Origin of the sequence: Herpetosiphon sp., from assembly GCF_003512625.1 — a bacterium.
In the GTDB taxonomy this organism is placed as follows: Bacteria; Chloroflexota; Chloroflexia; order Chloroflexales; family Herpetosiphonaceae; genus Herpetosiphon; species Herpetosiphon aurantiacus.
Genome location: NZ_DOPT01000102.1, coordinates 24,753 through 37,974 on the forward strand (window position 1 = coordinate 24,753; position 13,222 = coordinate 37,974).

At 49.2% G+C, this 13,222-nt stretch carries 9 protein-coding genes; 4 read left to right on the forward strand and 5 right to left on the reverse strand.

All coding sequences use genetic code 11. The annotated features are described in order from the left end of the window. Positions 1–328 precede the first annotated feature (328 nt). Positions 329–3,118, reverse strand: coding sequence for a phosphoenolpyruvate carboxylase (gene ppc / locus DEF47_RS23190; protein ID WP_012191761.1), 2,790 nt, complete (start codon positions 3,116–3,118; stop codon positions 329–331). Positions 3,119–3,157: 39 nt separating this feature from the next. Beyond that, a complete protein-coding gene (locus tag DEF47_RS23195) occupies positions 3,158–3,535 on the reverse strand; it encodes a response regulator (RefSeq protein WP_012191760.1) in 378 nt (125 codons plus the stop codon). 346 nt (positions 3,536–3,881) lie between these two features. Here DEF47_RS23195 and DEF47_RS23200 point away from each other — a divergent pair, with 346 nt between their 5' ends. After that, positions 3,882–5,492 (forward strand): DUF8689 domain-containing protein, encoded by a 1,611-nt coding sequence (locus DEF47_RS23200; protein ID WP_012191759.1) that lies wholly within the window; start codon positions 3,882–3,884, stop codon positions 5,490–5,492. 261 nt (positions 5,493–5,753) lie between these two features. Beyond that, positions 5,754–7,904 carry a hypothetical protein gene (locus DEF47_RS23205; protein WP_012191758.1) on the forward strand — a complete coding sequence of 717 codons (2,151 nt, stop codon included), beginning with the start codon at positions 5,754–5,756 and terminating at the stop codon, positions 7,902–7,904. Positions 7,905–7,960: 56 nt separating this feature from the next. Here DEF47_RS23205 and DEF47_RS23210 read toward each other — a convergent pair whose 3' ends face one another. Both DEF47_RS23210 and DEF47_RS23215 read right to left on the reverse strand, forming a co-directional pair. Beyond that, positions 7,961–8,506, reverse strand: a complete 546-nt coding sequence (locus DEF47_RS23210) for a PadR family transcriptional regulator (RefSeq protein ID WP_012191757.1) — start codon at positions 8,504–8,506, stop codon at positions 7,961–7,963. A 358-nt stretch (positions 8,507–8,864) separates the two neighbouring features. Continuing rightward, positions 8,865–9,569: a class I SAM-dependent methyltransferase gene (locus tag DEF47_RS23215; RefSeq protein ID WP_012191756.1), complete on the reverse strand. Its 705-nt coding sequence runs from the start codon at positions 9,567–9,569 to the stop codon at positions 8,865–8,867. Between the two features lie 148 nt (positions 9,570–9,717). Between DEF47_RS23215 and DEF47_RS23220 the strand changes: the two genes are divergently transcribed. After that, positions 9,718–10,632 (forward strand): ABC transporter ATP-binding protein, encoded by a 915-nt coding sequence (locus DEF47_RS23220; RefSeq protein WP_012191755.1) that lies wholly within the window; start codon positions 9,718–9,720, stop codon positions 10,630–10,632. 19 nt (positions 10,633–10,651) lie between these two features. Next, positions 10,652–11,779 (forward strand): ABC transporter permease, encoded by a 1,128-nt coding sequence (locus DEF47_RS23225; RefSeq protein ID WP_012191754.1) that lies wholly within the window; start codon positions 10,652–10,654, stop codon positions 11,777–11,779. Positions 11,780–11,873: 94 nt separating this feature from the next. Here DEF47_RS23225 and DEF47_RS23230 read toward each other — a convergent pair whose 3' ends face one another. Beyond that, a complete protein-coding gene (locus tag DEF47_RS23230) occupies positions 11,874–13,127 on the reverse strand; it encodes a phospholipase D-like domain-containing protein (protein WP_012191753.1) in 1,254 nt (417 codons plus the stop codon). Between the last annotated feature and the right edge of the window lie 95 nt (positions 13,128–13,222).

Here is a 13,222-nt window from a genome sequence, read left to right on the forward strand (position 1 = left end):
ATTAACAACGGCCAGCATGCCCTCACCCCCTGCCCCCTCTCCTTCAAGGGTAGGTTTTAAGATCCCTCACCCCCGACCCCTCTCCCACTGCGGCGGAGAGGGGAGTTCCAATGATCATGATCAAGGGTTTCCCCCTCGCCTCGCTCGGCGGGAGAGGGGGCTAGGGGGTGAGGGAACGAAAACTGGTTGCAAACCGAATAAACCATGAGCATTTATAGCTGATGGCTATAGGCTATAGGCGATGGAGAATTGTTCCGATAGCCCATCGCCTATAGCCTTTTCTTCGTGTCCTTCGTAGATCTGACCCCTGAATCCTAGACCCTGAACCCTAACCCGTATTTTTCAAGCCTGCGGCAATCCCGTTGATACTTAACAAAATTGCATCTTCAAGATCGCTATGCTCAAGTCCATCGGGATCGGTGCGCAAACGCCGGAGCAATTCGATTTGTACGAAACTTAATGGGTCAACATACGGGTTGCGCTGCTTAATTGAGTGCTGCAAAATTGGGCTAGTATCCAGCAGCTCATTAATTTGCGCCACCTCGCAAATCCATTTAACGGTGCGGGTGTATTCAGCTTTGATCAGGCCAAAGATTTCGTTGGCTAAGGCTTGGTCGGGCACAAGCAGGGCATATTGCGCCGCAATATCCATATCAGCCTTGGATAAAATCATTTGGGCATTATCCAGCATGGTGCGGAAAAATGGCCAATCGTTGTACATTCCCTGCAAGGTGGTCAAGCCATTGGCATCAGCTTGGATTAAATGCTCCAAGGCACTGCCCAAGCCATACCAACCTGGCAAGGTATGCCGACTTTGCATCCAACTAAAAACCCAGGGAATCGCTCGCAAATCTTCGATCCGGTCACTGGCTTTGCGGCTGGCTGGGCGTGAGCCAATGTTCAAGCGGCTAATTTCGGTAATCGGCGTAGCATTGCGGAAGTATTCCAAGAAGTGCGGATGATCGTAGACCAAGCCGCGATAGACTTTACGCGAAACCTTGGCCAAACTACTCATCGCGTCGTGCCATTCTTGGCTGATATGCGCGATGCTCACGCCTAACGATGAGCGCAATACTGCGTTGATAATTTGCTCTTGATGGCGATAGGCCGTTTCTGGCTCGGCATAACGATCGCTAATCACTTCGCCTTGTTCAGTGATTTTGATCCGCCCACCGACTGTGCCTGGTGGTTGACCCAAAATCGCACGGTTGGCAGGCCCGCCACCACGGCCAACCGCCCCACCACGGCCATGGAACAGCCGCATGGCCACTCGATGTCGGAAACAGGTTTCGGCCAAGGCCACTTGAGCGAGATAGAGCGCCCAGTGCGCATCGGCAAAACCACCATCTTTGTTGGAATCGCTGTAGCCCAACATAATTTCTTGCACATCGTTGCGCAACACCAAATGTTGGCGATAGGCTTCGCTCGAAAGCAGCGTGTGCATTATCTCCGGCGCGGCGATGAGGTCGGCTCCGGTTTCAAATAATGGCACAATATTCAGCCAACTATGCTCACCTGGCTGATAAATGCCCGCCTCGCGAGCCAGCAACAGCACCGCCAAAATATCGCTTGGGCCTTCGGTCATCGAAATGATGTAAGTTTCGATGGCCTCAGCATTTAAATCGGAAAGCACTGCGCGAATTGTGCGGAAGGTTTCGATAATCTCAACGGTTTCGGGGCTGTAGTAGAGATGAGTTGGAATCAACGGACGATTATTGGCTAGCTCGCGTTCCAATACAGCCGTGCGTTCGGCTTGGCTCAGGCTGGCGTAATCGTCGCAGATGCCTGCATATTCAAAAATTTCGCTCAGGGCGTTGGTGTGGCGGCTGCTGTGTTGGCGAATATCGAGGGTGGCGGTGTGCAAACCAAAGACTTTGGCCGAGCATTGGATATCGCGCAAAAAGCCATCGGCGACTGAGGCCGCGCCATTGGTGCGCAAGCTATATTCCATGGTTGCTAAATCGGCGAGATATTGGTTGGCATTGGCATACCAGGTGCCTTCAGCTGGGCGATGGCCGCCGCGTGCCCAATCTGGCTCGTAGCGCTCAACATAGGCCAAGGTGGCATGCAATTTGGCGTGAATGTAGGAGCATTTTTGGCGATATGGCTCATGCGGATTGCGCCGCTCCAGCACTTGGGCCAATTCGGGGAACAACGGCGCATCATGGATTAGCGATTGGGCTAATTCTTCGCTAATTGGTACTTGGCGCGACGATTGGCTTAAACGATGACTCAAGCGCTCAACTGAATGAATATGCTCACGCAACGAACGGCCCATCAACAGTTTAAGCGTTTCAACCGTGACCGAGGGAATTACAAAGGGATTGCCATCGCGATCGCCGCCAACCCATGAGCCAAAGCGCAGGAAGGCTGGCACACGCCATTCGTGCTCAGGGTAAATTTGGCGCAACGAGGCCTCGGTATCACGGTAGAGTTGCGGAATCATATCGAACAGCGATTCTTCGAAGTAATAGAGATTATTCTTCACTTCGTCGATCACGGTTGGCTTGATAATCCGCACCTCATCGCTTTGCCAGAGCGAGATCACTTCCTCACGAATTGATTCGAGCAAGCGTTCGCGCTGGCGTTGAAAGGTCGTATCGGCGGTTAATTGCCGCGCCGCCCCTGCAATGCGATGGTGCTTTTTGAGCGTCGTTCGGCGTTTGGCCTCGGTCGGGTGGGCAGTAAAAACTGGCCGAATCTCGGCATGATCAAGCAAATCTTGCACTTGCTGGGCGGTAATGCCACGATCACGCAACTCTTGCAATGCCAATTCGACCGATTCAGAGCGTGGTGCATCGCCATTTTGGCGGTCGCGTTCGGCCAGCACTCGTAGGCGCTCAACGCTTTCGGCCAAATTGACCAAGCCAAAATAATGAGTAAAGGCCTTAATCAGCCCCATGAGTTGGGCAACTGGCAATTGACTAATCAACTCAGTCAGGGTTTGAGTCTCTTGCAATGTTCCATCGCTTCGGCGTTGCTTGGTGCGTTGGCGCACATCTTCTTCAAGCTCAAACGCTGACACCCCATCTTGGGCCACAATCACATCGCCAAGCACATTCCCGAGGGAATGGATCAGCATTGAAAGCGGCGTGCGGTCGGTTTCAGGTGTATACATCGCCACACTCCAAACCATAAGCGGCACGCTGGCCGCAGCCTAATCACAATAGCGACGCACCACACGCATCAAATCGTCGATCGCGATTGGCTTTTCGAGATAGCCAACCGTGTATGGGAGCGGCGCTGGTTCGTCGTATAAATAGGTTGAAATAATCACAACTGGAATCGCGCTGAGCCGTGGCTCGGCTTGCAATGCCTCAAGAAATTCTTCCGACGACATATAGGGCAAGACCCGATCAAGCAAAATCAGACGCGGCGGTTGGCTGGACTGGAGGTATTTTAACCCATCCACGGCAGTTGTGTAGGTTGCAACCTGATAGCCATCGTCGCGGATGATATGCGCAAGCATATCGCGCACGGTCGCGCTATCTTCAATAATCACAATTTGTGCGCTTTGCGGCGTTGATTTAAACATACTGGCGCTCCTTGCTCATCCTACACGAGTTCTTTAGCAACTCATGGTCTTGTGGTTAAAGAATCGTGAATAATTACGATATGATGTAGTAGTACAATAATGACTATACGATAGCATATTGCGGCGAGTCGTTGGTTGGCATAAACCCCCCATCCACAATTAGCAGTATTGGCCTGTTATGGTCATCGGCGATAGTAGGCCAAGCAGAGGGGATTAAGGTACTTTAACCATTTCCCCCCAAAGTCGTGCTTGCATGGGGTGATTTTTGCCCCCTATAATTAACCTAGATGATTTTGAGAATTTAGCAACGCTTGCTGCAAGCGCAGCAAACGAAGGGATGTGAGGCATGCGATTTTTACTCGATGCGCGTTCGTATGACGAAATGAAAGCCCGCAATGATCATACACCCGACTGCTACGTGCGACCGGGCGAATATTTGCATCATATGTATGTCGATGGGATTAAGTATGCCGTCGCCCGTGCCTTGTATGATTGCTTGAAGGAAGCGCGTGAGAAGAATGATTATGAGGCGACGCGCCACTTAAATATGCACAAACAACAGCTTGATGCGCTGGTGGCTGAGGCCCAAGCCAGTGGCAAATTGAGCGGTGCGCGGGTACTTGGGGGGGATGTGCCGAACGATGACGGGTCAGCCCCATCGGGGAATAGCTATCACCCCCAAGTACCAACCACGATTGAAGAAACTGGCCTGAATCGAACCCAAATTCAGGACCAATTGCTACGGGTAATTTATAACCGTTCGCGGGTCACTGGCATGGAGCTAGCCCAAGAAGTACGCTTGTTCTATAGCGTGGTCGATCCGGTGATCACCCAAATGCGCAACTCGGAATATATCGATATTGCTGGGCAACGTGGCTTTGGCGATACCAATTACGAATATATTTTGACTCCGCGTGGCTCGCAAGCTGCCGAAGATGCCATGAAGAAAAGCAACTATAGCGGGCCAGCTCCAGTTCCTTTTGCTCAATTTCTCGAATCGGTCAAGGCTCAAACGATCAAAAATATGGTGATCACACGGCGCAATATTCGCAAAGCCTTTAGCGATTTGATTATCACCGACCAAGTGCTGAACGAAGTTGGGCCAGCGGTCAACTCGGGCGCGTCGATCTTCTTGTTTGGCTACCCTGGCAATGGCAAAACCAGTATCGCCGAACGCATCACCCGCCTGATGGGTGATGATATTTTCGTGCCGTATGCGGTAGATGCCGATGGCCAAATTATCAAAGTTTACGATAGCATTGTGCATACGTTGGTCGATAAAGAGGCCAATATCGGAACTTCGGCCTATGATCTGCGCTGGGCTAAAATCAAACGGCCTGTGGTGGTGGTCGGGGGCGAACTAACGCTTGAAGCGCTCGATTTGACGTTCAACGAAGCAGGCCGTTTTTATGAAGCACCCTTCCAGATGAAAGCCAACGGCGGGATTTTCTTGATCGACGACTTTGGTCGCCAACAATGTCGCCCGATGGACTTGCTGAACCGCTGGATTGTGCCGCTCGAAAAGCGCTACGATTATTTGACCACGATTACTGGCCAAAAAATCGAAGTTCCATTCGATCAATTGCTGATTTTTTCGACCAACCTCGACCCTAGCCAAGTGGCTGACGAAGCCTTCTTGCGCCGGATCAAATTCAAAATTGAGGTGCGCGACCCCGATGAATCGCAATGGCGACAAATTTGGTCGTTGGTTTGTAAAGGCCGCAAAATTAACCTCGACCCCAAGGGCTTAGATTATTTGGTGGAAAAATGGTACAAGCCCGATGATCGGCCTTTCCGTATGTGCCAACCGCGCGATATTCTCGATCAGATGATCAGCATCGCCAAATATAATATGGAACAAGTCACCTTTAATCCCGATTTGATTGATGCAGCGTGTGGCACGTACTTTGTCAGCAAAGAAGCCAAAAACTTCGGTGCCAAAGTTCGCCTCGATTAATCAGTTTCGTCAGATCATTATTGAACAGCCTGTTGTATTCACAGGCTGTTTTTATTTAATCAACCTAACATAATAAATTAAATAGAGCTAGCTATTTTATTAATAATTGGCGTAATAAAATTTAGCGGTTTTAATAAAATCATTGACAGACTTTCTATACTAATTACGAGGCAAGGTAGTAGTCATAGTTGATATGTTATAGTCCAACTACACCTGGCTAGGAATAGCTAGTGGCATGCAGATGCCTATTGGAGTTCAGCAATGGCGCGGAAACGGATCGTCGGAAACAGAATCGGATTTTATTTAATCTTAATTGGTATCCTGCTCAATTTGGGCACAGTCAAAGCCCAACAGCCCCAATCTCAGCCAAAGCGGCTGCTCAGCTCAGCGACAGACAGGGCTTTTGAACCAACAACCATCCAATCCTCGCCCTTAACCTTAACCAACAGCAGCGTGATTAGTGGCACCTGGGATACGAGCTTTGGCAATAGTTTAGCGACCGCTGGCACGATCACCAAGTTGCATCTTGATGCCAATAATCGTTTGTATGTCGCTGGTAAATTCAATTACCTCAATGGGCAATTGTTTAATGGGCTAGCCGCATGGAATGGTACAACTTGGCAAGGCTATGGCTTGCAAGCCAATGATGTGGATACGATCAATGCCCTCGATAGCTACCAAAACCAATTGGTGGTGGCTGGGCGTTTTCGCCAATTGGCGAACCAAACCACGAATGGCCTTGCCCGTTGGGATGGTAGCCAATTTCAAGCCTTTGGCACTGGCGTTAGTGGCATCAACGATTCATATCGCAACAATATTATTTCGCAGGTCTATGATATTGAAGTCCTGAGTGATACGCTGTATCTCGGTGGCAACTTTGATACATTTAATGGCCTCGATGCCCACGGCACAGCCTACTGGCGACCGACCGGCTTTGGCGAGTTTGGCGATTTTAATGGCGTAATCAGCGATCTCGATGCAATTCCCAATACGCTTTTTGCTGGTGGCAGTGTAAGCCGCGTCAATCAAACCTCAATTCAAGGTTTAGGCTTATGGAATGGCACAACCTGGCAAAACTCCAGCTTGCCAGGCTCAAATGCCGCCCGTGATCAAATAGGGCGAATTGGGACGACGCTCTATACCTGGGCCAATAACTATGATCCGCGACAAACCATGATGTATCGCTGGAATGCTAATCAGTGGCAAGCGTTTGGCAGCTGGATCGATGAATTTGTGCTTGGTGTGGCGCAAAGCAACGATTTATATGCCTATACTATCAGCGATCTATGGCGCTTAGTTGGCAACCAATGGCAATTGGTCAATCTGCCAATGACGATCAACTCTATTAATACAGTTGTTGGCAATGACAATGGGTTGTATCTCGCTGGTAATTTTGAAGTTGATGGCAACGCCGTGCAATTGGTGCATTGGAATGGTACAACGCTCACGCCACTTGCCAGCACCAGCGTTTATCCACGGCTTGATGAAATAACCGGCGTTCAAGGTCTGCCAATTATCAAACCAAATTGGCCGAATGTGCTCAAGCAGTGGGATGGTCAAACCTGGCAAACAAGCTACGCATTACAGGGGATGGCTAGCCTTTTCGCCACCAGTGATGATCGTGCCTATTTGGCTTACCCTTATCCATATCAAACCGCTGGTTCATTGAGCAGTTCGCTGTGGCAATTTGATTCGACTGGCGCGTTGACTGCTCCCTTGCAATTGATTGGTCAGGCAACCACCTGGACGCTTTCAGGAACCGAGCTTTTGGCTAATGGCATAACGATGATTAACAGCCAACCAATCAGTGGGGCCGTGGCGCTGAATGGCACTGAATGGCGTGAATTAGGGCTAAACACCAATTTTCGCAAGATCTATTATGCCAATAATCGTATCTATGCGCTGATGATCACCCAAAACCATGATTGGTGGGAGATTGATATTGACACTTGGAATGGCACTGCTTGGGTTGATTTTACTGGGTTGTTTGTACAAAGCAATGGCTCGATTCCACAATTTGTAACCTGGCGCAATCAGCTGTATTTTACCAACGGCAATCAGTTGCATCGGCTCGAAAATACTGGCAATAGCATGGTATTTGAGTTTGATGGTGCGCCATTGCAACTTGCCAACATCAACGATCGCTATTTATATGTTGGCGGGGCATTTAGCAAAGTCGGTGAGCAACAGCTTGGTAGCATTGTGCGCTGGAATGGCAATAGCTGGCAAGCTCCAAGCCAAACGCCCAACGGCACAGTTGAACACATGGCAATTACCGAAAACTATCTCTATTTGAGTGGTAATTTTACCCATATTGGCGCAAACCCAAGTTTAGGTGTGGCCAGCTTTCAGCTTGCCGCTGAACCTGAACCACTACCCTATCAATTGTTCATTCCCCAAGTTGTCAAATAATTTTAGTTAGCGACCCACGCTGCTTGGTAACTCAAGTAGCGTGGGTGCTGTTTGGTCTAAGCTTGGTTAAGTTGCTGGCGAATCTGGGCTAAATACTTGGTTAGCCAATCATGTTCAGCCTGAATCATGGTTTCGGTATAGTCAAATAAGCCTTGAATATGCCAAGATTGAGTTTGTTCTTCGGCACGACGTTGTTGCACCCGCCCGATTTGCGCCCGTAACTCCTCACAATATTGCTCCAAAGCCACCACAACCTCGCTTAGCTCAAGCAAGGGTAAATTGGCCATACCCAATAGCAAGGCCGAATAGCGTTGTTGTGGCACACTCAGCATTGTGCGTAGGCTCTCTTGCAAAGCAACCCGCCCACTTGGTAGAATGTTGTAGACCATACGTGATGGTCGCCCATCGCCCTGAGATGTTTCGCCCGCGACCAATTGCGCTTGCTCAAGCTTTTTGAGCAAATAATAGATCGACGAAAAAGCAATTTCCGTCCACGAGCGCATCCCCCGCGCCTGAATAATTTGTTCGAGCTCATAGCCATAGCGTGGCTGCTCTGCCAACAAGCTTAAAATCGCCGCCTCAGCCTGAGTCAACTTTTTCATAGCACGTATATCCTAGTAGTAGAATAGTGTCTATCTAGATTATTGAACAATCGGCGGTTTGTCAAGGTGATTTCAGGGGGGAAGCGTTGGAATGATGAGGGATGAAGGCTATCGGCTATCGGAAGTTTTGTAGGATTATAAACAACAGCCTATAGCTGTAATGGTTCATAGATTAACAACCGCCAGCGTTCCCTCACCCCCTACCCCCTCTCCCGCATGCGAGGCGAGGGGGGAACCGCGCCAGGGGTGTTCCCCTCGCCCGCCGCCGTGGGAGAGGGGCCGGGGGTGAGGGAATGAACCATGGTTGCCAATCGAATGAGCCATTACAGCTAGCCTTCATCCTTCGTATTTGCCTTATTTAGCGCCGCACTCCGCTGATACTTCCCGACCAAAACCATTGCTGCACATCGTCGATGCCGAGGCTATGCTGTTGCAGTGCACGGTTGAGGCTCGCTTGACGCTCGGCAGGCAGATTGTCCAACCACATTTCCTCTTTATCAATGCGCAAGCGGCTTAAGCCACATTCACGCAGCAAATCGGTCAAATTGCGCTCGCTATAAAAGCGAATGGAATGGGCAATCCATTGTTGAACAACTTGCTCAACAAATGAGCGACCAGGTTCTTCTTCGGGTAGCAAAACGCTGCGTAAGAGCAATTGACCATCGAGCGCCAGCGCATCAGCCAAATATTCCACGAAGGCATGTTCATCGGGCATAAATTGAATAACTTGGGTTGCGACGATAATGTCAACGCCGCTACGCGGCAACTCAAACTCACGCCAATCGGCAGCTCCAAACTGGATTGTGTTGATGCCTGCTTGGGCGGCGGCTTGGCGGGCTTTGACAATTTGCTCAGGTGATAGATCAATCGCGATAATTTCGGCATCGGGCCAAGCTTGGGCCATGGCAATTGCTACCTGTCCTTGGCCACAACCAACGTCAAAGATCCGAGGCTTGGCGGCAATCGGCTGGTTTTGAAGCAAATGTAATACATCAACGGGCCGCACAAAACTCGTGCCAACCGGAATAGTGGCATAATGGCGAATAAGATCCGATTCATGCATTGGCTTTGCTCCTTCTAATGCTTAAGGGCGATGCGCAACGAACCCTCATCATATATCGTAGTATCACCTAGAATTATCACAAGAAGATGATCAATGCAATGCTGATTTGCAATAATCGGCTAGCTAGGTGTGTGTGGAGCGACAATCTATGACCGCAATTCAGGTTGAGAACCTCGTAAAAATCTATGGCTCATTGCGAGCTGTCGATGGCATTAGCTTTGAAGTAGCTAAAGGCGAGGTCTTTGGGATGCTTGGGCCAAACGGGGCCGGCAAAAGTACAACCACCGAAATGATCGAGGGCTTACGCAAGCCCGACGCTGGCAACATTCATGTTTTGGGTCACGATGTGTTGAAGAATATCGAGCCAATCAAGCAACGGATTGGGATTCAGCTGCAAACAACATCGTTATTTCAAAAATTAACCACCCGCGAACTGGTTAAATTATTTGCCTCGTTTTTTAAAAATACCCTGCCGATTGATGAAGTGATAGGCTTGGTTAACTTAGAAGAAAAGGTTAACACGGCCTCGAAAGATCTTTCGGGTGGCCAACGCCAACGCCTTGCAGTGGCAATCGCCCTAATCAACGACCCCGATATTATCTTCCTCGATGAGCCAACGACGGGGCTTGACCCACAGGCGCGTCGCTCGATGTGGGACGTTGTGTCCAATTTGCAAAAACGCGGCAAAACGGTCTTTTTGACTACCCACTATATGGAAGAAGCTGAGCGTTTATGCGATCGGGTGGCCGTGGTTGATCATGGCAAAATTATCGCCTTAGGCAAACCACAAACCCTAATTCACGATAACTTCCATGAAACGGCGCTCGAATTTTCCGATGATGAGCGTTTGCCTGAACAATTGTTGACTAGCCTTCCAGCAGTTGAGCGGGTGCAAAATGAAGATGGCATCACCACGCTTTATTCAACTGGGGTTGCCCGCACCACCAATGCCTTGATGGCGTTGGTTGAGCAGCAACAAACCGAGCTGCGCGGTTTTACGATTCGGGCGGCAACTTTGGAAGATGTGTTTTTGAAATTGACTGGTCGGCGGATTCGCGACTAAGTGTGGGAGCAACCAAATAATGTTTGTGCAACTCTATCTATCGCAATGGCGCGAATTTTCCCGCGACCGAATGGCACTGTTTTTTACGATTCTGTTTCCGCTGATTTTTATCAGCATTTTCGGCTTGCTCTATAGCGGCGGTAGCAAATTCGACGAGAAAGTCGGGATTGTGTTGGAAGATCAAGGCCCAATCGGCCCACAAATCGCTAGCGCGATTGAAGGCTTAACCAAAACTCCCGATGGCCAAGATCCTGATGAAAATGTCTTTTCGGACATGAAGTTTAGCCGTGGCACGGCCAACGAGCTTGAGGCTCAATTGCAAAATGGCGATTTGCAAGCCTTAGTGATTATTCCGGCTGGTCTGAGCGATAGTATTACCAGTGGTCAGTCAGCTAGCGTTACCGTCAAAGTGGATCAGACCAGTCAAGTCTTTGCCCCCTTCTTCCAAGGCGTGGTTGATAACATCATCGCATCGGTTGATCAAAATATTACTCAATCCAAGCCAATGCTGACAATGCAAGTTCAATCGGTGCTTTCGAGCCAAATCCGTGGCATCGACCTCTTGATTCCTGGGATTTTGGCGATGTCGATTATGCAGCTTGGCTTGTTTGCCACGGCTCAACCGATGATTGCCATGCGTACTCAAGGGGTGTTGAAACGCTTCAATGCAACCCCCTTGCCGCGTTGGATGCTCTTGATAAGCTATGTAGCGATGCGTTTAACCATTGGTTTGTTGCAAACCATCATTATCATCGCAGTCGGCAAGCTGATGTTTGATGTGGCAATTTTGGGCAATATCTTTGTGTTGATTGGTTGGCTCTTGCTGAGCATTTTGATGTTTATTGCCATTGGCTTCTTTGTGGCTGCAATTGCCAAAACCGAAGAAAGCGGCAATGCCATCACCCAGTTAATCAACTTCCCAATGTTGTTTCTCTCAGGGGTGTTCTTCCCCGTGACGGGCTTGCCCGATTGGTTGCAAGTAGTGGTTAAGGCCTTCCCCTTGACCTATACGGTTGATGCCTTGAAGCAGGTGATGATCAACGCGCCGCCAATTAGTACGCCACTGGTTAATTTGCTCGTTCAAGCAGCGTGGCTGATTGTGATGACCGTACTCTCAATCCGCTTCTTCAAGTGGGAAGCCCGCTAAGAAAATCAAAAGGCAGAAGTCAAAAAGCAAAAGTAGTATTGCTTCGCTTTTTGGCTTCTGCTTTTTTGCCCTTTGATTTTTGATGTTTGCCTTGCTAAAACAGGCCTCGCGCTGGTTGCAGCACTTGCTCGCCGAGGTGAATAAAAATCGAACGACTACGCCAGGTTTGATAATTAATTTCACGCGATTGCGCTCGATCATTCAAAAACATGGCTTCCATTTGGCGGGCAAAAGCTGGATGCTTGATCGTGGCGTTGATTTCGTAATTCGCGGCCAAACTGCGGGTATCTAAATTAGCGCTACCCACGGTTGACCACAACCCATCAACGGTCATGGTTTTGGCGTGAATCATGGTGCCACGATAGAGCAGCACCCGTGCGCCATGCTCCATTAATTCTCCCAATAAACCGCGACAAATCCAATCGACTACGATATTATCGGAGATTTCGGGCACCATAATTTGAATATCGACCCCGCGTTTGGCTGCATCAATCAGCGTTGCTCGAATCAGCGGGTCGGGCAAGAAATAGGCATTTGAAATGTAAATATAGTGTTTGGCATCATTAATTGCATCAAGATAGGTTTGGCGAATCGGCAGTTGATATTCAATTGGGTCGTTGGCACAAATTCCCACTTGTTGATCGCTAGTAGTTGCGTAACTTAAATTGATTTTATGTTTTTTATTGTATTTATTCCACAGAGCGATAAATTCTTCGGCAATATTGGCTGCGATTGGGCCTTCAATTTTTAAATGAGTATCACGCCAAGTTCGGGCATAGTTGCGGCCAATATTCATGCCGCCTAAATAGCCAATTTTGCCATCGATCACCAAAATTTTGCGATGGGTGCGAATCCACATGTTCGTATCGAAAAATGAGCGAATTGATTTGAGGCGGCCAAATTCAAAGACCCGAATATTGCGGCGCTTGCCAAATAACTTAAAGCGTTCGGGCACATGCAACGTGCCAATGCCATCGAAGGTTACATAAATTTTCACACCTTCGCGGGCTTTGCGAATTAATGCCCGTTTGAAGGCTAGCCCAACCTCATCACGCTCGAAAATATAGCTTTCGAGCAAAATCGATTCTTTGGCTAGGGAAATATCAAACAGCATTTGGCGAAAGACTGAGCCACCATCATCAAATAATTGCACGCTATGCTCGCCCAAATCGATTGGCGGCAAATCAAGCTGGGGAAAGCTATTTTCGACGCTGCGATTGCGCAACTTAGCGTAAGCCATCAGCGCACCCATCAAGCCCAATTGAGCCAGAATGCTGGCCAGCAGCAAACGTGGCAGCGAAAGCACCCACTCAGTCAGAAACCATAACCCAGCTTTGAGCCAACGCATAGCGATCCTTTCGCAGCTTTAGCCTCAAATTGCCGAGGCCAAGCTTGCTTGTCGCAATTCCAATGCCACCACTATAGCACGGCCACGCTTAAACA

Bases quoted from the DNA above. Each gene is read 5' to 3' on its own strand.
- DEF47_RS23230 (WP_012191753.1), bottom strand. From the start codon at position 13,127: ATGCGTTGGCTCAAAGCTGGGTTATGGTTTCTGACTGAGTGGGTGCTT.
- DEF47_RS23220 (WP_012191755.1), top strand. From the start codon at position 9,718: ATGACCGCAATTCAGGTTGAGAACCTCGTAAAAATCTATGGCTCATTG.
- DEF47_RS23215 (WP_012191756.1), bottom strand. From the start codon at position 9,569: ATGCATGAATCGGATCTTATTCGCCATTATGCCACTATTCCGGTTGGC.
- ppc (WP_012191761.1), bottom strand. From the start codon at position 3,118: ATGTATACACCTGAAACCGACCGCACGCCGCTTTCAATGCTGATCCAT.
- DEF47_RS23205 (WP_012191758.1), top strand. From the start codon at position 5,754: ATGGCGCGGAAACGGATCGTCGGAAACAGAATCGGATTTTATTTAATC.
- DEF47_RS23210 (WP_012191757.1), bottom strand. From the start codon at position 8,506: ATGAAAAAGTTGACTCAGGCTGAGGCGGCGATTTTAAGCTTGTTGGCA.
- DEF47_RS23200 (WP_012191759.1), top strand. From the start codon at position 3,882: ATGCGATTTTTACTCGATGCGCGTTCGTATGACGAAATGAAAGCCCGC.
- DEF47_RS23225 (WP_012191754.1), top strand. From the start codon at position 10,652: ATGTTTGTGCAACTCTATCTATCGCAATGGCGCGAATTTTCCCGCGAC.
- DEF47_RS23195 (WP_012191760.1), bottom strand. From the start codon at position 3,535: ATGTTTAAATCAACGCCGCAAAGCGCACAAATTGTGATTATTGAAGAT.